Source organism: Deltaproteobacteria bacterium (assembly GCA_016180845.1).
Lineage (GTDB): Bacteria > UBA10199 > UBA10199 > JACPAL01 > JACPAL01 > JACPAK01.
Genome location: JACPAK010000003.1, coordinates 1 through 22729, shown reverse-complemented (window position 1 = coordinate 22729; position 22729 = coordinate 1). Strand labels below are relative to the sequence as shown.

The following is a 22729-nucleotide window of genomic DNA, read 5'->3' as shown; positions in this document are numbered from 1 at the left end:
TAAAATAGCATTATTTGAGAGAATCTACGGCAGCAGTTTTTCAAGGCAGGATAAAGAAAGAATCTGCTCTCATTTGAGAAATAATCCCTAAGGTCTTACCACCGACAGCACGGAGTGATCCTGTCGCAGGTATTTCTGGGCAACGCGTAGAATGTCATTCGCCGTTACCTTTTCGATCTGTTCGGGGTAACGATAGAGCTCCTCCCAGCCGATCTTGTAAATTTCATTTGAGGCGAGGATCGCGGCGACGGCAGAATTTTTCTGGAGTTCGAGTTCATAATTACCGATCAGATATTTTTTTGCTCGTGAAATCTCTTCCTCAGGCGTTTTTTCCGTGGCGATTTTTTTGAGTTCATCCTTGATCCCTGCTAAAGCGATCTCGAGCTTGGTCGGATCACACCCCATATAGACCATGAAGTAGCCCGGTTCGATTCCTTCGGTACTCGATGAGGAGAGGGAATAGGCGAGTCCCTTTTTGTCACGCAGTTCGAGAAAGAGGCGCCCCCCCTGACCGGCAAGGATCGCATTCATGACATCCAGCGCATAACGATCCGGATGGGTGAGTGTGGTTCCTAAAAAACCATAGACGATGTGGGCCTGGTATTTTTCTTTTTTCCGGAGGATGACCTCTTTTGGTTTTTTCGGTGGCGAGACCTTGGCCAAACGAGGAAGATTCAAGCGGGAAGAAAACTTCCAGTCGTTTCCTATCCTGATTTTTTCTTCGATTCTTTCCCTGATCTCGTTGGTATCGACATCTCCGGAAATAGAAATGACAATATTTTTGGGGTGAAGGACCTGTTGGTACCAGCGGAAGAGATCTTGCCGCTTGAGTTTGCGGACGGAATCGATTGTCCCCAAAGGCTGCAGGCCGTAAGGATGTTGAGGGTAGAGGGATTCGAAGAAATGTCTCATGGCGATATTGGGGAGTGAATCTTCCTGATTTCGGATCATTGTATAGGTGGTCTCTTTTTCCTTTTTGATCTCCTCCTCGGCAAATGAGGGATGAAAAAGGAGATCAAAGAAAAGCTCGACCCCTTCGGTCTCTTTTTCCGAAAGGAAGGTTCCGGAGAGGCCGATCAGATTGCGTCCCATGGTGCCATCGAAATTTCCGCAGATATTCTCTCCTGCTTCGGCGATTTCACGTGCCGTACGGTGTGTCGTCCCTTTTGTCAGAAGCATCGAAACGAGATGGGAAATTCCGTTGGTCTTCTTTGTCTCCCAACGACTACCTCCTAACGAAAGGCTTCGCATGGAGAGGATCGGAAGTGTCTTGTTTTCCCGAACCAGCAGACGGACTCCTTCAGAGAGGGTGAAAGAAGAGACGGAAGGCGAAGTCGGTTTCGGTTTCCTTGATGTTGGTTTCCCAAGGGAAGAAAAAAGACTCTGAGGCGAGAGTTTTAATTTTCCCTTTGGATGACAGAGGGCTAGCGTCAGCTTTTCCGGAACAAAATAGCGTTGGGCGAGTTCCAAAAGATCGCCTTCGGTCGTCTCTGAAATCTTTCGATAATACTGTTCTTCAAATTCCAGATCTTCCGCCAGACCTTCAAAAAAACCGAGCTTTCTGGCAAGACGTTCGGCAGTCTGCTTTTCGTAAATGCGTGTGCTTCGGATATTATCACGAGCCCGTGTCAGTTCGACGGCGGAAACCTTCTCGTGACGCAAGAGATCCATTTCCTCCCAGATCGCCTGAAGAGGTTTTTTCAATTCTCCATCCTGCAGGACGGTCCCGATGGCAATCACACCGGGATAGCGGGAGATAAAATTTGAGGAAGAGATAGAACTCACCAGTTTTTTCTTTTCCCTAACCGTTTGTTCCAGTCGGGAGCTGGCCCCGCCTCCTAAAATTTGAACGAGGAGGTCAAGCGCCGCGACATCGGGATGTTTCAGGGAGGGGGCGGGGAGGGCCAGATCGAGATAATACCCCTCGACCGCCATCTCTCGTGTGACATGACGGGGGGAGGTCTGGGGAGGTTCGATCGGGATCTCTTGACGGGGAGCGGTTCCAGCAGGAATTTTGTTAAAAAGTGCCTCGATTCTTTTGATTGTCGGATCGATGGCGAAATCACCCACACCGATCAGAAGGAGATTCGAGGCCACATACCATTGTCGATAAAAATCGATCACAGTTTGGCGCGAGACCTCCCGAACGGTGTTGCGATCCCCGGCGATCGGCTTGCCGTAAGGATGAACGGCAAAGACCTTTTTAAAAAGATCTTCGCTGACCATCTGCGAGGGATTGTCTTCAGCGCGCGAGATCTCTTCGACGACGACCTCTTTTTCACGTGTTAACTCAGTGGCATCAAAAGTGGGATCCGCGGCGGCGTCTGCCAGGATATCCAGCCCGACATCGAGCTTCTTGCTCGACATGTTGATGTAGAAGACCGTTTCATCGAAACTGGTGTAGGCGTTCATCTCACCGCCCGATGCCTCGACCTCCTTCGCAATCTGTCCGACCGGCCGCCGTGAGGTGCCCTTGAAGAGCATATGTTCGATCAGGTGACAGATACCGGCGGTCTCAGGGGTTTCATTCACACTGCCGACATTGGCCCAGAGATTCCACGAAACGACCGGCGCGTCATTTTTTGGGAGGAGGATCACTCGAAGGCCGTTTGGAAGTGTTGCTTTGAAGGGCTTGTCCATTTTTGGATACGTCGCTTAAATAAAGAAGGAATTCAACTTTTTTCCCAGATCTCTAAAAATTGAGTTCCTCAAGTTGCATCCTGAAAAAATCTCCGCTATATAAGGCGACATGCTCGAGATCCTCTTTATCAGACACGGTGAGACCGATTGGAACAAGAACCGCCGGATCATGGGGGGGCGTCCTGTCCCCCTGAATCGGGAGGGGATCAAGCAGGCGGAAGAGACGGCGAAGTCATTGGATTCTATTGAGATTAAGGCAGTTTACACGAGCCCGCTGAAACGGACAATCCAGACCGCGCGGATTTTGGCGAAGGGGAGGAGTGTCAGGGTTGTCGAGGTTCCTGAGCTGGTTGAAATCGATTATGGAGATTGGGTGGGGAAGACATTCGATGAGGTGAGTCGTTACCCCGCCTTCAAACTCTATCATACGAATCCGGCGAAGGCCCAGGCCCCTCGTGGCGAGCGGATGAAGGATGTCTGGCAGAGGGGGGTGCGTTGGGTGGAAATGATGCGGAAGGAGCACCGTAAGGGACGGATCATGGCGGTCAGTCATGCCGATGTGATCAAGGTAATCCTGACGCACTACATGAACCTGGATTTAAATGAGATGTTGCGCATGAGGATCGACAACGCTGCTGTCTCTATCCTCTGGCTAAATGGGAAGAGCTCAGGAGTTTTTGGAATTAATTGTCATACCAATCTGGAAAAAGTCTTCTCGAGAACTGATCAGCTTTATCCGCTTCCGAATTCCACAAAAAAGTGACACTGAAGATTGCCAGGATGACGGTCAAAGAACTGGAAGAGGCGATTCGGCATCATAACCGTCTCTATTTTGAACTCCAGAAACCGGAGATCACCGACTACGAGTTTGACCAACTGGTTCTCCGTTTAAAAAAGCTGAACCCGGACTCGCCTGTCTTGTCTGAAATACCACCTGATTTTTCGGTTGAACAAAAAGAGTTTCGAAAAGTTTCGCATACCTCTGAAATGCTCTCGCTCGATAAGTGTTATAGCGAGAAGGAGATCCAGGAGTGGGCCGAGAAGTTTGAGGGGGATCTCATCGCCTCACCGAAGATCGATGGGTGCGCGACGGAGATTCGGTATAATTCCAAAGGGGAGCTTATTCTCGCTGCAACGCGTGGCGACGGGATGGTCGGGGAGGATATTACTGCGAATGCGAGGATGATCCGAGATATCCCCCAGAAAATCCCCTCCGGCCCCCCTTTTTCAAAGGGGGGAGCGGAAATACGGGGAGAGATTTATATGAAACTCTCCGTCTTCAAGAAGTACAAACGAGAATTTGCCAATCCAAGAAATCTCGCAGCGGGGGCGATCAAGCAAAAGGATCCTCGGAAGACGCGCGACTATCAGCTCTCTTTTTTCGGTTACGACATTCTCGGTCTTTCTTTGAAGTCAGAGGGGGAGAAGATTGAACTCTTGAAGTCCTTTCATATTCCGACGGTAGAGGCTCGTCAGATCCCTAAGGAGAAGATGCAGGGGACCTATGACTATTTCCTCTCGAAGAGGGACTCGTGGGACTATGAAACGGACGGTGTCGTCTTCAAGGTGAATCAGGTGAAGGAGCAGGAGAGGCTCGGATTTACCGCGCACCATCCGCGGTATGCGATCGCCTACAAATTTCAGGGGGATTCCGGTGTGACAACCCTGAAAGATGTGGAATGGAGCGTCGCTCGAACCGGCGTGATTACGCCGGTAGGGGTCGTCGACCCTGTCCAGCTATCCGGGGCCTCTGTGACACACGTTTCTCTCCATAATTACGGATTGATGAAGAAGCTTGGTCTTCGAAAGGGATCAAAGGTTTTGATGATGAGGCGGGGAGGGGTGATCCCGAATCTGGAGTCGGTTGTTGAGGCGGGGAGGGGGGCGGCGATTGAAATGCCGAAGAAATGCCCTTCGTGTGGTTTTGCCACAGAGCTCATTGATGATTTTGTCTATTGTACCAACAAAGGGGGCTGCCGAAAGGCGAAGATGGAGGAGCTCGAGCATTTTATCAAGGTGATCGAATGCGACGGGTTCGGAGAAAAATTAATTGCCCAACTTTACGAAAATGGATTTGTGAAGGACCCGGCCGATTTTTATCAATTGAAGAGAGAGGATCTTCTCGAACTTGAGAGGATGGGGGAAATCCTCGCGACAAAGCTGATTGGAAATATCCAGGCGAAGAGGCAACTCCCGCTCGATCTCTTCGTGCGATCCCTTGGCATTCGTGAGTTGGCGAAGCATACCTCAAAGATTCTCGTTCGTGAGTTCAAGACGCTTGACCGGATATTGAAGGTTGGCGAGGAGGAGCTCTCGGCGATCCACACGATCGGGCCGGTGATTGCGCGGGAGGTGGTGGAGGGGTTGAGGAAGAGGAGAGGGGTGATAGAGAAATTGTTGCGTCACGTGACGCTGGTAGGGGCGACCCCGCGCACGGGGTCGCCCCTACGAGAAGGGCCATTTTTCGGCAAAAAATTCCTCTTCACCGGTTCGCTTCTCGCCATGGAACGTGGGCAGGCGGAAAAATTAGTCGAGGGAAAAGGAGGAGAGATCGCGGGTGGGGTGACGCAGGATCTTGACTATCTCGTGGTTGGAGACGGAGGGGGAGCTGGTTCCAAACTCGACAAGGCCAAAAAGCTTCAGGCAAAAGGGGGGAAGGTCCAGATTCTCTCTGAGGGGGAGTGGAGGAAATGGGTAGGACTTTAGGCGTTCACCTCCGAAGACGATTTTTTACGGCGGGAATTTTTATAAAACCAGGTTGCCAGTTGTTCAGGCGTAAACTTCTTTTCAGCCACATTGATCATCAGCTTGTAGATCGCTCCTGCGGGGGCTTTGATTTCATAACCGTTTAAATCGAGAAATACGGCTGCGGCTGAGATGGCGGTTCTCTTGTTTCCATCGAGGAAGGGATGATTTTGAGAAATGAAATAGGCATAAGCCGCTGCTTTGGTAAAAAGGGTTGGATAGAGATCGACGCCACCAAACGATTGTCGAGGTTGCATGATTGCAGCATCCAGGGCGTTCTTGTCGCGTATTCCGTAAATTCCGCCGAATTGCTGAATGCCCGTTTCGTGCAGGGCCATGACATGTTCGATCTTTAAATAGCGGACGATCACGAGGAGGCGAGTTTTGCAAGATCGGCCCGGTATTTTTTTATAAATCGAACCATCGCACGTGCCACTTCATTGTCCGTGTTCTTTTCATGCTTGGCCGGCTCAATAATGATCCGTTCCTTCTCAACGGCAACCCGACAACCTGCCTTTGGGTCAATTCCCGAAAGTCGGAGTACCTCCTTGGGAAGGATTAACCCGTAACTGTTACCGATCTTTGTCAATTTTCTGGAATTTTCCATAAACAGCCCTTGTTTGAACAAAGTTATAACGTCTTTCATTCGAAGTCAAGCAGTCGTCGTCACTGGCTCGAGGGAGGAATATGGAGCCGGAGGAGGAGCTCGTCCATGATTTGTGGTGCGGTCAGTGCGGTAGTCATTTGAATGAATTCTCGAAGGGGGTTTAGTTTTGTTGTTAGAAATCAGTCATCTCAAACATCCGCTGAAGCGGGCGGAGGGCGGCGAGGCGCAACTCTTCAGGCATCGTGATTTCCGGTTTCAGGTCCCGCAAGCAGAGATAGAGTTTCTCCATCGTATTCTTTTTCATATGGGGACATTCATTGCAGGCGCAGTTTCCATCGGGTGGGGCCGGGATCAGTTTTTTGCCGGGGGCCAATTTCTCCATCTGATGTAAAATGCCTACTTCAGTCGCAATGATAAATTCCTCTGAGGGACTCTCTTGAACAAACGCCAAAAGCTTCGATGTGGAACCGATAAAATCGGCATGTCGAAGGACCTGTTCTTCGCACTCGGGATGCGCGATCACGAGCGCTCGGGGATGTTTTTCTTTTAGTTGGATCATCTTTTTTTCACTAAAGATCTCATGAACCATGCAGCTACCGTTCCAGAGGACCATCGGGCGTTCGAGTTTTTTCGATAGATAGGCGCCGAGGTTTCGATCCGGGGCAAAGATGATCGGTTGGTCTCTTGGAATTTGGGCGACGATCTTTTCGGCATTCGACGAGGTGCAGATGATGTCAGAGAGCGCCTTCACGCGCGCACTACAATTAATATAAGAGATGACGAGGTGCCCCGGATGTTTTGCCTTGAATTCAGCGAACGCCTCCGGCGGGCAACTCTCTTCTAGGGAACACCCCGCCTCGAGATCGGGGACAACAACCTTTTTCTTCGGATTCAGAATTTTTGCGGTCTCCGCCATGAAGTCGACGCCGGCAAACGCGATCACATCGGCATTCGTCTTCTGGGCGCGACGTGCGAGACCAAGGCTATCTTCGACAAAGTCCGCGAGGTCCTGAATCTCGGATTCCTGATAAAAATGGGCGAGGATCACCGCATTCCGTTCTTTTTTGAGGCGGAGGATCTCCTTTTCCAGATCGAGCGCTGGATTCATCGGACGGTCCTGGTTTCTGTTCTTGGTCTCCATCTATTGAATAATGTACTGCTGCGTCCGAGAGGTTGTCAAACGACGGGATTATTTACGCAGAGAAAGCTAGTAGTAGAGCTCATCGGGGAAGTAAAGTCCTTCAGCTGCGGCAGCCTCTTTGAGCCGGGTTGTCATAAACTCCCTTCGGGAAAGCCCGGTAGCTGCCTTTCTAGAACGGATAAAATCTTCCCAACAGCGGACCAGTTCTCGATGGTAGCGCCATGGCGCCTCAACACGAGAGACCCAATGTCGTACGGAGCGAATCGCCCTCGGATCCTTGACCGCATTCAACTTATAGACATCCTCAAATATCGCTCCCCATGTGTAAACAACGGTTTCTGGCGGGAAGCCGGCATCTGTTAATATTTTTGTCGCTTCCTCTCGCATGTTATTTCTCCAACTTGAGAAGACAAGCAGGGAGGCATGCCTCTCTGAGGCCATCTCTTTAAAAAGCTTTTGAACAGCGATCGTAGGAAAACGATCGAAATTGCCCCCATCTCCTCGCGTATAGGTAAGGAAGAGGGGCTCATTCTCGACGAGCCATCGTGCCATGCGCGAGGCGGTGAGTCGCATGTGCAGGGTCATGACGGCACGCTCTCCATTAAGGGCATAGGCTTTTATGTTTCCGACCAGCAAGTCAGGACAGGAGGCGGAGAATCCGATTGAAAGGGGAAATGAGCGGTCAGGGAAATTGACCAGGGAATCCAGATCCCATGTCCCCATGCCACTATTGTCGATATAGAGAACGGGGTCATGTCGATGTAAAACACTTTCACGGGCAAACCGGAGCTGCTCAGCCAAAAAGCTTGTCTTGAGTTTTGGGTGATCGAGGATGAATCCAAGATCTTGCTCGAATTGCCGGATCCCCTCTGCATCGATTGTTTCAAAAAAGTGGGGTGTTAATTCCTTGATTCTTCTGACGGTATCTGTCGATGGGACCGCCTCTCCTGCCATAAGACACTGCGGAGGGCCAACTTCATGAGTCACACGGGAATGTGATGTGGAGGCCAAGGCAGGATGAGGGGCTTGGGTTGCATTGAGTGGAATCCGGCCAGCGATTCTGAGGAGTGGAGAAAGAAGCCCCCCCGAAATAGCGCCAAACAGGGAGGCTGTTAGGATACGGAGTCCCTTTTCATTCGGTGTCTCTGCTTCTTTTGAGTTTGTCCCAACGAGGCTATTCAGCCCTCCAAAGAGCCCCCCCTCGACCATTCCAAGTTGTGAAAAAATGATCGCTGCTTGTCTGAGATTCCCTCGATGAAGCAGAGAGGAGCCTGTTTGTTCGAGGGCCCTATACCATTTAAGTTGATTCAGGAGGCCGATTCCGCCCATGCCACCCATCAGAAAAGAGAGCAGCAGATGGTTGGGCGTTTCCCTCTTTTCTCCAGTAGTCGAAAGAAAGAGGTGGTCGGTCACCGCCGAGAGGGTCCCGTAAAGGAAAAAGCGTGTGACTACGGATGCTGGTGGTGTATTCAAAATCATCTGAAACTCCACTTATGTTATCGGCTCTTCCGTGGAAAAAGTTTCTAATATTCCGCCCTCCCTCTGTGGAAAATGTGGAAAAAGTAGCAACGATCTTGTTTTTTAGCCGATAACAAAAATGAAGCTATGGGAGATGGAATAAAAGAGAGGGCGTTACGAGACTGTGTGCTTGATATTGCCAAGCCGGCAATCTGGTGTTCTGCCGGCATGGCGGCTTACCAATTTGTTGCCAAGATGGACATAAAGTCAGCTCCTTTTTATGGGCGGACAATCTATCAGCAAGGGTGCCATATCTACGACAACTACCTTGCCGGTATCCTTGCGAGAAGCCATGAGGTTCAATTCCCCGTTGCGCGCCGGTTTATCACTGATTTACGACGGAGTAGTGGTGGTTACGGTTTTGTCGGGAGATTGCCCGCCTCTCTTATTGATAAAGTGGCAGGTAGAAGCATTAAACAATATCGTCTGTGGTACAATGCGCCTCAAGCCAGCACTGGATTGGCTGGTTCCGCTAAGGCAGATTTTCTTGCTGCTTATGCGGAAGAACTTGTTACCTATATGGAGACAAATCGCTATTACCGAATTAAAAAAGCGGTAGCCGGCACTCGTAGAGGAATGGCGGCTGCCGCTGTTTTAAGTCTCGTCGTTGGTCTTTCAATAGGGCTTGGGATAAAGACCTATCAATCCCACGATTCTTCCAGTTGGTCTTAGATCGTCTTAATCAGGCAACTTTCTCCCTCCCTCGCCGATAATTACTAACGTGAGACCGAACAACGTTTTGAAATCATTATTGATTATTTCAGCGACGCTTCTTCCACTATCCCTCAGTGCCGCCGATACCGATGGGGACCTGGTTGAGGATGGGATCGATAACTGCATGACGGTGGCCAATGAGGATCAGGCGGATCTGGATAGGGATCAGATAGGGAACTCATGCGATGAAGATCGGGATGGGGATGGGCTCAAAAATGAACTTGAGTCCGGATCGCTCCTGACAAGCCCCGATGATTGGGATACCGATGGAGACAGCATTTCCGATTATTTTGATTGTGAACCGTTTGATCCTGTAAATTCCCTCGCAAAACAGTGTGACCAGTTGGTCGAAGTCAAACCACCGGAGATTAATCCGACGACCAGCGTTCTCCCGACCGGAGATGAGGATGACGATGGGATTCTGAATGAAACCGACAACTGTCCGTTCGTCTTTAACCCCGGGCAACAGGATACCGATCACGATCGGGTCGGGGATCTTTGCGATTCCTCGACCGAGGAATCTCTCCCTCAAAAATCACTTCCCGATGGGATTATTAGTGGAAGTACGGGCCCTGGCTGCGCCCTCATTCGATAAACTTTCCCTATTATTCTTTTTGACGGTCAATCCTTAAGAGACTAGCATCGCTTCATCAGTTGTTGGGGGAGCATTATGAAGACCACACTTTCAAATGCACTGATCGATCTCCTTTCTGCAAAAGGGGTCTCGACTTTCTTCGGCGTGCCAGGGGATTACATTGTTCAATTCTGTCTGGAGATCGAAAAAAGGAAAAATCTGAAATTTGTCCCGTTGTCGACAGAGGCAGGGGCCGGGTTTGCAGCTCAGGCCTATGCGAGATCCGGGGCCTCTCTGGGGGTTGTCTGTGTGACCTATGGCGTCGGGGGGCTCAGCATGATCAACCAGGTCGCCTGCGCCTATGCCGAAATGACCCCGCTGGTGGTGATCAGTGGTGGTCCGGGGAGACAGCCGCAGGAGGGGCTTCTTCTCCACCATCAGGTGAAATCTCCAAGGACCCAGCTCAAGATCTATGAAGAGGTGACTGAGTACGCTGCGGTCCTGGACAATCCTGAAACCGCATACGAAGAGATCTGTCGAGCAATCGATGTGGCGCTCGAGACGATGAGACCGGTCTATCTCGAACTCCCACGTGACATGGTCGATCAGGAAATTCTTGTCCCCAAGGAAATGACACGATTCAAGATCTCGATTGATCAGGGGGGGCTCGAAGAGGCGTCACAAGAGATGGTGGAGCAGATTCAGAAGGCCGAGAGGCCTGTCCTCGTAGTGGGCATTGAGGTCCACCGCCGTCGTCTCCGGGAACAGGTCGTCGCCCTGGCAGAAAAACTGGGTTGTCCTGTGGCGTCCGATTTTCTCGCGCGTGGGACTTTTCCCTTAAATCATTCTCAATATGTCGGGACTTACCTTGGGGATGCCAGCGAGTCTGGTGTTCAAGAGATTGTCGAGGGATCCGATTGCCTCATTTTGTTGGGATCCCTCATGGCCGATACGAATCTCTCCTACCATTTCCTGAGGATGGATCCGAACAAGATTATTCATGCGCTCGGGCATCAGATGACGATCCGGCATCATAAGTATGAAAATACTTCTCTCCCTCTGCTGCTTGAGAAACTCTTGACCTCCCCCAAGATCCGTTCGAAGAAGTCAAAGTTCAAGGCGAGACAACTCCCACGCTTTTCACTTCCTGAACTGACCGACAAACCAGTCACAACACGCGATATTGTCCAGATCACAAATTATTTTTTGCAGAATGAAAAACAACTAATCCTTATTGCCGATACGGGGGATTCGATTTTTATTTCCTATGAAATCCAGGCTGATCGCGTGATGGCGCCCGCCTTTTATGCGACGATGGGTTTTGCCATTCCTTCCGGACTGGGGGTTCAGATTGGGCGGGGGGAGAGACCGATCATTCTTCTGGGCGACGGTTCCTTTCAGATGACAGGGTTGGAGATTTCGCATTGCTCCCGCTATGGGGTGAACCCGATTGTGATTTTGCTGAATAACGAACGATGGGGGATGCTCCAGTCGATCCTCCCGGCGAATTACAACAATCTGATCCCGTGGTCCTATAGCGAGATGGCGAGACTCTGGGGAGGGGATGGTTTTTTGGTCAAGACACCGAGAGAATTTAAAGAAGCGCTCTGGAAGGTGTATGCCTCGAACCGTTTTTCCTTGATCGAGGTTCTGCTCCAGCCGGGAGATATTACCGAGACACTTCAAAAATATATTGGAGATCTTCAAAAGAGCCGGAAGGTTAATTCACGATAAAATTTTTCCGCAGGGGAAGAGTGAAATAAAATTTCGCGCCGTTCATTCCATCGCTTTCTGCCCATATTTTGCCATGATGCTTTTCCATGATCTCCTTGCAGATGGCGAGACCCAACCCCACTCCCTTGTAGTGGTTTTCGGCACCATTTCTGCTTAATTGGGTGAACTTTTGAAAAATCTCCTCGGTTTTGTCGGGCGGGATACCGGGGCCATCGTTCGCGACAGAGGTTAAGATTTCTGTTGGTGATTCCTGATTCTGAAATCGAGCTTTTTCTGTCTGAACCACAATTTTTGAGCGTGCATACCGGCTCGCATTCATGAGGAGGTTTGTGATCACGCGACCAATCATCTCCGGATCGCATTCCAGCGAAGGGAGCTGGGGTTCCATCTTTTCCTCGATAGCAATAGCCTCTTTTTTGGGGAAATTGGAAAGGGTTTCACGAATCAGATCATTGAGAGAGACTTTTTCCAGTCGGGGCACAACCGCCTTTGACTGAAGACGTGAGAGATCGAGGAGGTCGTCGATCAATTGCGCCAGCCGTTTGGCGTTGCGGCTGTTTCTTTCAATGATTTGGGCCTGTTTTTCGTTAAGAGGGCCGGCAAGTCCTGATTGCAGATTGGAGAGGCCGAGTTCGATCACATTCAGGGGGGTTCTTAATTCATGTGAAACCTGGCCGATAAACTCATCCTTAAGTGTCTCGAGCCGTTTCCTCTCGGTAATGTCTCGGAAAATAATCTGAACGAAATGACCTTTTCCTCCCAGAAGGTGGGCATGTGCCTCCATGAAGAGGGGCGTTTCTCTCGTGGGATGTATGAACTCAACCTCAAAACGGGGAGAAGAGGGACCCTCGAGAATTTTTTCAAGTTCATACAGAATTTTGGAGCGAGAATCCTTTTTCAAGGCCTCCCATTCGATCAAATGGCAACCGATCAATTCTATTTTTGGCCTGGCTGAGATCTTTTCGGTAGCGGGATTGATCATCCGGATAAATCCATTGCCATCAAGAACCACGATGGGGTCGGGTGCGTCTTCAATCAGACGTTCATGTTGTTCTTGACTGTGTCGCAACGTCTCTTGAGAGAGCTCCAATTGTTTCTTTTCCTCCATGAGGTCCTGCATCAGATTCAGGAGCGCCAGGTGTTTCTCCTCTGTATTTTCCCTCTTGATCGCTTCCTGCCCAATCTCGGAGAGGGGGCCAAACGGTTCTTTTTCCCCGACCTTTTGGGAGAGCAGGTTGATCTGACACTTGAGCTCGATCATCTTCAACTCCCTCCCGATCATCGCCTGGTTCGTTTTTTCGAGTTCTTTCAGGTGATCCATCAGTTCCTTTTCCATCTCCTTCTCGTGGGTGATATCGGAGGCGATCCCGTCGAGCCGTATCGGCATTCCGGAGGTGTCGAGGACAGGCGTCCCCTTGTCTCTGATAAGCCGAATTCTCCCCGTCTTTTTGTGAACAATACGGTATTCAAGTTGAAAAGACTTCCCTCCGAGAACCGATTCTCCGAAGGCCTCGATCGTCTTTTCCCGGTCGTCGGGATGGAGAGTGAGGAACCAGGTCATCGGGTCCTTATAAAATTCCTCGGGGGTAAATCCGCTCCACTCCTCGCATCTTTTTGAAATAAAGAGGATAGTTCCTTTTTCATCAACCGATGCGGAGTAGACGCAATCAGGAAGATTTTCTACGAGTCGCTGATATCGTTTCTTCGCCTCGATAAGTTCCAATGTCCTTTCCACGACTCGTTTTTCCACAGTTTCATGTTCTCTCTTGCTGTTCCACAGATAGGATGTCAGAAAAAAAGTCAGGGTAAATCCAAGGAGGAGAAAGAACCAGGGATCGTATGGCTGATAGTTTTTGACGTAGGCAGGGGTTGATAAAAATCTGAGTTGAAGACGGAGGGGTGGGATCTCAATCTCCTTTTCAAAAAAGAAGCGGGAGATCGTCCCTTGTGTGTCTGCCTTGACGTCTCCTCCCCTATCGATGGTGAAGAGGAACTTTTTCTGTTCGGTCAAGTCGAGAAATTCAATGATATTTCCCATTGGTTTGAATGGTGAAAGGGCCAAGAGTGCCAACTGGGGCAGGTGAATTGTTTCTTTCACGAATCCTGACAATTTTCCGGAGTCTTTTTGAAAAACAGGGAGGTAAAGACAAAGAAAGGTCTCCTGAGCGGTCGCCATGACATCCCCCTTTTGTGGTAATTTCTCCATGACCTTCCAGGGGAGGAAGGGGATGGTTCCTTTTTGAGTCGATACGGAGAGGGGAAGCCACTCCACGGTGACGACATATGGGCGACGAGCGATCAGCCTTTTTTTGAGATTCTCAATCTCAAAGGAATCTCCCTCGGCCTCGCTTGATTGAAGGTCGTTCTTGTAGCTGTCGATCTCCCTTTGAATCGTTTCGATTCTTTCCCTCGCGAGTTCCTCGAATTTTTTTTGGAGGCGGCCGGTCCGGAATTCGAGGGCAGTAAAAAAAACGGTAAAGGTTGTTGCAAGACCGATCAATCCGATCAAAAGAATTGTTCGGAAATTCTTTAATTCCGCAATAAGGCTTTTGAGGGAAGACATACTTGCCTCCGGAGTCGATGCTTCATATTTGTCCCTCTAAACCTGCGTGGAAATGGTAAAAGATTAAGAGATAAGTTACAAGAAAACTTTCTGATTTTTGTAATCCAGTAGTGTACATAGCTCCTAAAACAACTTTTTCAATTTTTCTCCCACATCGGCCGGTTTTGGTGCCGCCTCTTGGGCTTTTTTCTTCGCCTCTTCTTCCGCGCGTGACTGGGCTGCCGCTGCCTCTTGTTTGGCGCGATCTGCAGCTGCCTTTGCCTTCTCTTCAGCGACCTTCTTGGCTTTATCGGCCTCTTCGGCGGCGCGGCGCTTCAGTTCATCAGTGGCGGCCGAGGAGACCGCCTTCGCGACCATCTCATTGACATAGGCGAAGTCAGGCGAGATCGTCGGGCTCTTCAGTTCACCGGAAATCTTGAACGGAATTAAGAAACGCCCTTCCGAATCGGTGACGTAGGGACGGACCTTTTCGTTTGTGATCCACGCCTCCGTGGCCGGCTTCGAGAGGATATATTTCCCGGCGAGGTCGAGTTTGAGATCGAGATCCATGTTCCCACCCATCTCAATCTGGTTCTCCGTGTGAGTCAGATCAAATTTGGAGATCTGGATCTTCCCATCCTGAATCGTCATGTTCATCGCAAGATGTTGGTAGGGGGTGCTCTGCAGATTTTGCACAAAACCGGGCTGACCAAATTTCCCTCCGGAAATTTGGCCAAGTTTGTCCATTCCGCTTAATAAATTTTCCGAGAAGATTGCTGGCCCAAGATTAACCGCCTTCAGCTCGCCGTCATTCAAGGCGAGGCCGATGGTGCCGGAGACTGTCTTTTTGATCTCTTCCGGTTTGGTTCCGGATCCTTTCAGAACAACATCGACATTCCCCTTCCCGGTTAACACATCAGGCAATGAAGCGACTTGTGTGAGCGCCATGTCGATATTCATCCCCTCGACCTTCAGTGTCGAATCCCACCCCATCTGCTTCGGGTTTTTCATATCAACGACGGCAGTCCCTGAAAATCTCCCCTCGAAGAGGGTGAAGGCGAGCTCTTTCAGATTCGCGACTTGATTCGCGAAGGAAAAAGAGCTTGTGAGTGAGGTCAGTGTAAATTTTTCATAACTCAGCTTTTCCGAAGAGAGGTTTCCGGAGATCGCGACGTCCGGTTTTGGTTTTGTGGGGCCTGCGGCCGACAGACCGAGCTGGAGGGATCCGTCCACATTCAATGCCTTGTTCGCGGGTGAGAGGCCGATCAATTCCTTCAGATTGAGTGGATTGGTTTTTAAGTTGATCGCGACTTCTTGTGTTCCTGTCATTCCGAGACTTCCGTCTCCTGTGAGCGCTGCAGAAAGGAGGTGGAAGGCGAGTGTCTGAATCGTCACCTTTTCCGGCGTGTAGTTCACCGCAATGGAGGCATCGAGTGTCGAACCGGCCGGTTTTGAAAAAAGAGGGCCGTAGACGATCGATGCCTGTTTGAGATCGAGCGATGTCTTCAAGTCGATATTCTTCGGGGTTCCTTTCGCTGAGACATCGAGTGTGAGAGAGCCCTCGAACTTGGTCCCCGGTGGGAGAGATTTTTTGGCATCGGGGACAAGCGAGTAGACCGAATTCATGGCGAAGGCAGGTGCGGAGAGTGTCGCATCGACCTTTTGTTCCTTTTCGAAATCTTCCACGACGAGATTCATCAGGATCGGAGAGCCGGCAACAGTCAATTTTCCATCCTTGAGCGTTGCATTCTTCTTGACCTGATCGACAGCGACCTCGGCCTGAAAGGCCAAGTTTTCTTTTTCCTGGTCAAAGAGTCTCATGCCGAGATCGATCCCGATCGGCTTGCTCGTGTCGGTCAGGACCGCATTCGTAATCCGAAGTCGAAAGCCGCCAACCTTTAGCGGTGGTTTTTGGGCGACACGATCGTCAAAGAGTAGTGATCCCTCTTTTATGCTGATCTCCTCGATGATCAGCTCCGCAGGGAGTTGTGGGGGGGCTTTTTTGACCTCCTCAGTCGGTTTCGGTTCCGGTGGTGGTGCTTCTACAGGGGGACCCGGGGCCGTCTCCTTTTTCTTGATCAGGGCATCAATATTTGAGCCTTCTGCTGTTTTGATAAACTGGATTTCAGGTTGATTCAGGAGGAGGGTGACGATGATCTTTTTCTTGAGAATGCTTTTCAGATGGATCTTGAAATCAAGTTCCCCCAGTTTGACCACAGGAGAGTCTTTGAAGGGAGAGTCGGGGAGATTCGTGACCGCCAATTTTTCAAGCCGAAGTCCGATAAAAGGGAAAAGCTTGAGTCCGATTCGATCGAGATGGACCTTGCCATTAATATTCTCCTCGACCTTCTGGATGATCGGATCCTTGAAGTGATTCACGTCGATCACAAAGGGAAGGATCACGATAGTGGCGATCAAGAGGAAGAGAGTCCCTCCGACGATCATTCCGATTTTTTTAATTCGTTTCATTGAGACCTCCCCATTTAGATGTGAGAGGAATCGTTATACCGTCATTTTTTTGTTAGAAAAGGGTTTTTTTATACCCCCTTTATTCTTTCCAATCAAAAAAAGATGAATGATATCAGTCTATTAATTTTCTATTTTTCTGGAATGAATCTTGCTGGGTTTAGGGGTGGGAAACTAAAAAACTAATGGTTGGGGCAGGGAGGGCAGTCATGGGATCCATTAAAATTAAAATCTTGGTTTTGATGATCGTTTCTTTCTTCTTTATATCCCCCCTCTTCTGGACGCAATTCGGATGTGGAAGTGCCACGAGAGGTGCCACGGAAACGACCGATGCTGCGGCACCCACCGTCAATCTCACCGGAACGATCTCCGCCCCTGCAACCTCGGCATCAGCGCTTTCAACGCTTGGGATAAAGTATGCGGCGTCGGACACGCCGTCAGCGGCGGTCGGGATGACCTGTGAGGCGTTTACATTGGAGGGGGAAGATCTGGGGGAGGTGACGGTTGATGCAAACGGGGCCTATACATTGGCCGCCGTGGTTTCTTCTTTAAAACCGACGGATGCGACTTCTACGAGCTGGAAGGCGCGATTTTATATCAAGTGTACCGATTCGACAGGGAAGTTCGATATCCGGAACTACTGCGAGACGACGGTCGAGGAGGGGACGACGACCTCGATCACCTGTGATGCCGATACCGAGACGACACTGACTGTGGCCGATCTTTTATCCAAGTCAGGGTGTCAGATTGGGGCATCGTGTGCGATGGAGGGGATCGATCCACTCTGTTATGTGGAATTGCAGAAGAAGACTTATAAGGATGCGAATCCGACGACCGGGACTGGGGTTCAGGATGATGTCGGTGCGGTGAAGGAGGTGGCGAGGCAGTGTATGGCGGCGACAACCCCTGGAGCGCTCGGTTTCGCCTCAGCGGAGGCGATGATGGCGGCAGCGCAAGCTGGGAGTCTGACGGGGGATCAGTTGACGACATGCGGTGTTGGTTCGGATATTTCTTCAAAATATTCAACTGGTGCGACAGCAGCCTCGACGCTTCGGGACATTTTTTATACGAACATTGCGGGGGGATCAGGAAAGTCAGCGAGCCTGACCCTGGAGATCAAGGCGATTTCGGAGGGGGAGACGGGATCGGCCTGTGAGTTATGCAAGAAGAATCCGACGTATACCTCGAAACTCGCAGCGATCTACGCGAATGCGAAGGATGGCTCTGAGCTCGAGACGATGAAGAAGACGACAAATTTGGACAAGACGCTTCTCGCGACGCTGTCTCAGTACTGTCCTTCCGGGAGTTGTGATCTTTCGAAGTTTAAACCGGAGGCGTTGGTCGGGACATTAGCAGGGTGCGGGATGGACCCGCTGGCGTGTGGTTTTGTCGATGCGAATGGGACGTTACAGAATGTGTTTGATAAGATGAAGAGTACGCTTGATGCGATCGGGGGGACGACTGATGCTGGCAAGTTAAGAAGTTTGGGGGAGTCGTGGGGAGATACGTTCAAGGACAAGGGGATTGGGACAGCGGCCGGGAGTGCTGAGGCGATCAGTCGAACCAATACCTTGTTTGATGCAAACATCGGGTCTCAAGGGGCGGCCTACGATCCGACGAAGGCCGATGCCACATTTACGAGTAATCTGGCCACGATCACGGCGACCGGGACAAGCACGGTCGACACCTGTCTCAGTACCGCGACGACGGATGCGACAAGGCTTGCCTGCTATTCGACTGGGACAACGACGGCAACAACCACCACCAGTAAGGCAAATGCTGAGACCTGTACCGCCAACTTAGAGTGCAGCTCCAGCTATTGCGGTGGAACAACTTCAGCGCGACGCTGTACTCCGCTCGGTCAAGGTCAGGTTGCTGAAGTTTGTTCTGTTGCTGCACAGTGCAGTTTAGGGATCTGCACCGCAGGTGCCTGTGCCTCGAATAATCTGCCAAGCTCCTTTACTTTGACGACCGGCTCTCTAACAGCCAATACCTGTGCTGCCACAGCGAATAGCATGGCGATGCAATTTACAACCATTACCCAAGCGGATAACTCATGGTCCTCCGGTGGTTATTCCGGGCCTAAATCGGGGAATACCTTTAGCGGGACAACAAGCAGTACGACGACAACGGCTGGCTGTACCTTCGCATCGGCCAATACAGTGACGGGTGCCCTATCACCTTTCGGATGCAGCGGCTTTACGATTACGATGACGGTTCAATCAGGAACCTGCACGAATATGGTTGGAAGCAACACAGTCGGGGCGAGCTGTGTTCAGACGTTTGGGAATGCGAGCTGTGCGACGCCCTGATCCTTCGACTAGTTCGACAGGCTCACAGCAGGCAGGTTCAGGACTAGTTATTTTCGGCGCCGTTAGAGATCCAATCACGAATCGCCTGAGTCTCGCTCGAAGAAAGAGGTGAGCTTCCTCGTGGCATTCGTGTCCCGGCATTCCCTTCAATCTTCTTCACGAGGTAACTATTGTCAGGCTCACCCGGTTTCACCCGAAGTTGGGATGAGTCTTCTGTGCTGGTGACATTGACCAGATTCGAAAAGGAATTCCCGTCGGTCAAGATAAGCCCTGCAGAGGCGCTTCCGTCACTATGACAGCCGGAAGTGGCGCAGGTCGGCGTGAAGATGTTGGTCTGGATGCTGGAAAGGGTGGCTGAAAGGGTTGATCCGCCCCCCGCAGTGCCTGGGTCGGTAGGCGTCAAATCGTCTTCTGCCTCATCTCCGCCGCAGGCGAGAAACATGAGCCAAAGAAATAATATCAGGAGAATTTTTATTTTTTTAAATCCCCCCAACCCCCCTTTGACAAAGGGGGGCAAGGGGGGATTTTGTCTAAAAAAATGCATGAAATATCCCCATAATCTGATCATCCCCAAGTGCCCCATTACCAAGTCGCATCCGATACAACAAATCTACCTCCAGAAACGGGATCGGAAAAATCTCCAACCCTCCGCTAACCCGATGATGAAGCCCCGATCCTCTCAAATTATCATCGATCGCATCATAAGCCCCCTTCAGAAACAGCCCTTGCGTCAGCTCATAGTCAATCTCACCATAACCGACATAAACGGTTCGTGAGAGATTAACGACGTTTGTCCGGACCCTTTGGAGATCAATCTCACCGAGGATCGCGAATTTCCAAAGATGAAGGGCGGAATGAATCCCACCGGAGAGTGTTCGGGAGACCAGACTGTCGTTGTAGAAAAAGGAACCACCGGCCCTGAAAATTTTTCGATGCCATTCGGAAAACCAGGTGAATGCCTTCTTGCCATTGTCGTCACCGGCACCACCACCGACACCATTGGTGACAGCGAGCGCCAACCGGAACGGTCCCGGCTCTGCTCCCACTTCGACACCGAGGTCCTGGCCAGCAAAGGTAAACCCAAGATCGCTTCGGATAAAAGAGCTGTCATCGGGGAGTCGAAGGCCGTACGGGAGATTGATCCGTCCCGCTTTCAGCCAGAGTTTTGTCGGGATGTCGTGGTCTGAGATCATCCCATTATGGATCATCCCGTAGATCTCGCGGCTCGTGAGGTTTGCGAGATCGGTATCGGTGTAGAAGGTAAAATATTTGATCGGGTCGGCTCGAAGATAAAGGGCCCCCCAGGGAATCGTGATGTTATTGGCACGCGGCGTTTCGATGGTCGATAGGTGCTGAAGCCGGATGTCGCCACCGATCCCGATATATGGATTGATCTGACCCTTGAATTTATTATCGAAAAGGTGAGCTGTTTTTTTGAGGGCAAACTCGCTATAAAGCCCAACCCCATGCGAGCTCCTCATCCCCCCACCGGTCGGATTGATGTGGCAATGACTGCATTGCGTGTTCGCGATGACGGCGAAGTAGGGAACCGCCTCGGCATTCTTGATTGAAAAGGTCAGGGCAATAAAAAAAAGAAGAAGTTCCCCTCCCCGAGTTATCCGATTCATGGATCGGTTGATAATGTTTTTTTGGAGAGTAGGCCAGAAAAAAAGCAGATTGACAAAACGACTCGAGAAGCTCACGATAGACCTGAATTCTAGTCGACCAGAATTGAGGACTTATGAAGACACTGTCACTTTCTGAAGTTAAAATGAAACTGAGTGAACTCGTTGATCAGGTCAAAGGACGTGATGAAGTGGTGACGATTACCAAAAATGGCAAGGTGGCGGCCGTTATTGTGAGCGGTGATGAGTATGAGAGCTGGCAGGAAACCCAGGCGATACGCGCCAACAAGCCTTTTATGAAGGAGATTCGCAGGGGACTCAAGGCCTTAAAGAAGGTCAAGAAGACCTATAGTGTTGAGGAATTATTCCGTTCTACTCACTCCTAAGTCTCTATGTTACTTCATCGTCGACTTCGCATTCCTCCAGAAGTGGTTTCCTTGATTGCCCATCTTCCTCCTTCTCTCAAACAAAAGGTGAGGGGTGGTCTCGAGGCCCTTGTAGACAATCCTCATGAGGGGAAACCACTTCATGCGGAGCTTGAGGGGCTCTGGAGTCTTCGGGTCGGACGATTTCGGATTATTTATCGATTACCAGAATCGACGGTTATTGATATTGTGACCATCGGGCCGCGAGAGACAATCTATCAGGAATTGACCGGCCGCAGATAAAAGTTCACGAACTCCTTGAATCCTTCACTATCATCCCCTATAGAGCAATTATGGTAAGCAATAAGTATCATAAGCGAGCGTCGAATTCACTTCGCGCGAGCGAATACATGTGGGGGGTGGCGGGGGGGAAGTCGACGTAGTCGCCCCCCGATATTATGATTCAAGCAACGCAAATCAGAGCTGGGATGATTATTCTCTATGAGGGAGAGCTCTGCCGTGTCTTGACGATTCAACATTTAACCCAGGGAAATAAGCGCGGGAAGATGCAAGTCGAGATGAAGCGACTGAAAGATGGGATTAAACTTAATTACCGCTATCGTTCTGAGGATTCTGTGGAGAAGGCGACACTCGAGGCGAAGGAGATGGAGTATCTCTATCAAGAGGGAGACCATCATGTCTTTATGGATTCGGTCAATTATGAACAGTCTTCGCTTTCTGCCGAGATACTCGGTTCTGCTGTCCATTATCTCCAGCCCAATACAAAGGTGACCGTCGATTTCTACGATGACTCCCCTGTTGGGATCGAGATCCCTGCGACAATGGATCTCAAGGTTGTCGATACCGACCCTCCGGTCAAGGGGGCGACCGCCGCCGCTTCCTATAAACCAGCCAAGCTCGAGAATGGTCTCACCGTCAAGGTTCCCCCATTTGTGAAGACAGGGGATGTTGTGCGAGTGGATACCGGAACTGACGAGTACCTCGAGAGGGTGTGATCACTGTCAAAAACCTAACAAAAACGGGTTTTTTCGAACCCCTTTCCTATCAGGGTGTTCTGTTATCACTCTGATTTATAATGGTTTTTTTAAGAGGAATCTTGGCATGCCTATTGCTTCTTTATAATGACCGATGTTCCTGTCGTTGTTTCGAGTCTTAACATTTTTGACCCTCGTGGGTGTTGTATACTCCTCTGCATTTAACGGGATTTGGGGATGTGGTGGTGTGGCGGAGACCTCTTCAGAGGAGGGGACGACGACGACCGATGCGGCGAAGTCGACGGTGAGTGTAACCGGGACGGTGACGATTCCTTCCAGTTCCTCTTCGGCATTGGTGGCAGGACTCGTGATGAAGAATGCAACAGCCGACAGTGCCGGTTCGGGTCTCACCGGCGAGGTGTTTACACTGGAGGGGGAGGATCTGGGGGATGCGACGACCGATACGAGCGGGAATTACACACTGGCGGCGGTGCTGGAGGATTTGAAACCGACGGATGCGACGACAACGAGCTGGAAGGCGAGGTTTTATATAAAGTTTACCGATGAGGCGGGTAAGTACGACATCCGGAACTACTGTGAGGCCTCTGTAGAAGAAGGAACCACGACATCAATCGCCTGCCATGCGACGCCCGAGACGACATTGACGACATTGGATCTGTTGACGAAATCGGGGTGTGTCATGGGGGCCTCGTGCGCAATGGAGGGAATCGATCCGTTGTGTTTTGTGGCG

The 22729-nt window shown here is 50.5% G+C and carries 19 protein-coding genes; 10 read left to right on the top strand and 9 right to left on the bottom strand.

The window, feature by feature from the left end; genetic code table 11:
* Positions 1-87: 87 nt before the first annotated feature.
* The gene (locus HYT76_05845; protein MBI2083073.1) at positions 88-2640 is read right to left on the bottom strand and encodes an insulinase family protein; all 2553 of its coding nucleotides are present in this window, start codon (positions 2638-2640) and stop codon (positions 88-90) included.
* 109 nt (positions 2641-2749) lie between these two features.
* Between HYT76_05845 and HYT76_05840 the strand changes: the two genes are divergently transcribed.
* On the top strand, positions 2750-3403 hold the full coding sequence (locus HYT76_05840; GenBank protein ID MBI2083072.1) for a histidine phosphatase family protein: 654 nt from the start codon (positions 2750-2752) through the stop codon (positions 3401-3403).
* Positions 3400-5346 (top strand): NAD-dependent DNA ligase LigA, encoded by a 1947-nt coding sequence (gene ligA, locus HYT76_05835; protein MBI2083071.1) that lies wholly within the window; start codon positions 3400-3402, stop codon positions 5344-5346. Before HYT76_05840 ends, ligA begins: the two co-directional genes overlap by 4 nt.
* Here ligA and HYT76_05830 read toward each other — a convergent pair.
* The 4 genes from HYT76_05830 to HYT76_05815 form a co-directional block, all read right to left on the bottom strand.
* Positions 5343-5756, bottom strand: a complete 414-nt coding sequence (locus tag HYT76_05830; GenBank protein ID MBI2083070.1) for a type II toxin-antitoxin system death-on-curing family toxin — start codon at positions 5754-5756, stop codon at positions 5343-5345. The genes ligA and HYT76_05830 overlap by 4 nt on opposite strands.
* Complete coding sequence (locus tag HYT76_05825; protein ID MBI2083069.1) at positions 5753-5992, bottom strand: AbrB/MazE/SpoVT family DNA-binding domain-containing protein; 240 nt, start codon at positions 5990-5992, stop codon at positions 5753-5755. Before HYT76_05825 ends, HYT76_05830 begins: the two co-directional genes overlap by 4 nt.
* A gap of 172 nt (positions 5993-6164) precedes the next feature.
* Entirely contained in the window at positions 6165-7133 is a 969-nt protein-coding gene (nadA, locus tag HYT76_05820; protein ID MBI2083068.1) for a quinolinate synthase NadA, read from the bottom strand.
* 66 nt (positions 7134-7199) lie between these two features.
* Positions 7200-8612 carry a hypothetical protein gene (locus HYT76_05815; GenBank protein ID MBI2083067.1) on the bottom strand — a complete coding sequence of 471 codons (1413 nt, stop codon included), beginning with the start codon at positions 8610-8612 and terminating at the stop codon, positions 7200-7202.
* Positions 8613-8738: 126 nt separating this feature from the next.
* Here HYT76_05815 and HYT76_05810 point away from each other — a divergent pair, with 126 nt between their 5' ends.
* From HYT76_05810 to HYT76_05800, 3 genes are all read left to right on the top strand, one after another.
* Positions 8739-9323 carry a hypothetical protein gene (locus HYT76_05810; GenBank protein MBI2083066.1) on the top strand — a complete coding sequence of 195 codons (585 nt, stop codon included), beginning with the start codon at positions 8739-8741 and terminating at the stop codon, positions 9321-9323.
* A gap of 67 nt (positions 9324-9390) precedes the next feature.
* Complete coding sequence (locus HYT76_05805; protein MBI2083065.1) at positions 9391-9960, top strand: thrombospondin type 3 repeat-containing protein; 570 nt, start codon at positions 9391-9393, stop codon at positions 9958-9960.
* 75 nt (positions 9961-10035) lie between these two features.
* Entirely contained in the window at positions 10036-11673 is a 1638-nt protein-coding gene (locus tag HYT76_05800; GenBank protein MBI2083064.1) for an indolepyruvate/phenylpyruvate decarboxylase, read from the top strand.
* On the opposite strand, the gene HYT76_05795 is transcribed toward HYT76_05800, so the two are convergent.
* Positions 11660-14236: a PAS domain S-box protein gene (locus tag HYT76_05795; protein ID MBI2083063.1), complete on the bottom strand. Its 2577-nt coding sequence runs from the start codon at positions 14234-14236 to the stop codon at positions 11660-11662. The two genes, HYT76_05800 and HYT76_05795, sit on opposite strands and share 14 nt — an antisense overlap.
* A 123-nt stretch (positions 14237-14359) precedes the next feature.
* Positions 14360-16684, bottom strand: a complete 2325-nt coding sequence (locus tag HYT76_05790; protein ID MBI2083062.1) for an AsmA family protein — start codon at positions 16682-16684, stop codon at positions 14360-14362.
* Between the two features lie 206 nt (positions 16685-16890).
* On the opposite strand from HYT76_05790, the gene HYT76_05785 reads away from it, so the two are divergent.
* A complete protein-coding gene (locus HYT76_05785; GenBank protein MBI2083061.1) occupies positions 16891-18993 on the top strand; it encodes a hypothetical protein in 2103 nt (700 codons plus the stop codon).
* Positions 18994-19036: 43 nt separating this feature from the next.
* On the opposite strand, the gene HYT76_05780 is transcribed toward HYT76_05785, so the two are convergent.
* Both HYT76_05780 and HYT76_05775 read right to left on the bottom strand, forming a co-directional pair.
* Complete coding sequence (locus tag HYT76_05780; GenBank protein MBI2083060.1) at positions 19037-19435, bottom strand: hypothetical protein; 399 nt, start codon at positions 19433-19435, stop codon at positions 19037-19039.
* Positions 19436-19523: 88 nt separating this feature from the next.
* Positions 19524-20621: a hypothetical protein gene (locus HYT76_05775; protein MBI2083059.1), complete on the bottom strand. Its 1098-nt coding sequence runs from the start codon at positions 20619-20621 to the stop codon at positions 19524-19526.
* A 113-nt stretch (positions 20622-20734) separates the two neighbouring features.
* Between HYT76_05775 and HYT76_05770 the strand changes: the two genes are divergently transcribed.
* From HYT76_05770 to HYT76_05755, 4 genes are all read left to right on the top strand, one after another.
* Positions 20735-21004 carry a type II toxin-antitoxin system Phd/YefM family antitoxin gene (locus tag HYT76_05770; GenBank protein MBI2083058.1) on the top strand — a complete coding sequence of 90 codons (270 nt, stop codon included), beginning with the start codon at positions 20735-20737 and terminating at the stop codon, positions 21002-21004.
* A 6-nt stretch (positions 21005-21010) separates the two neighbouring features.
* Positions 21011-21286 carry a type II toxin-antitoxin system RelE/ParE family toxin gene (locus HYT76_05765; protein ID MBI2083057.1) on the top strand — a complete coding sequence of 92 codons (276 nt, stop codon included), beginning with the start codon at positions 21011-21013 and terminating at the stop codon, positions 21284-21286.
* A gap of 155 nt (positions 21287-21441) precedes the next feature.
* Positions 21442-21999, top strand: a complete 558-nt coding sequence (gene efp / locus HYT76_05760; GenBank protein MBI2083056.1) for an elongation factor P — start codon at positions 21442-21444, stop codon at positions 21997-21999.
* A 175-nt stretch (positions 22000-22174) separates the two neighbouring features.
* A partial coding sequence (locus tag HYT76_05755) for a hypothetical protein (protein MBI2083055.1) occupies positions 22175-22729 on the top strand: 555 nt, incomplete at its 3' end.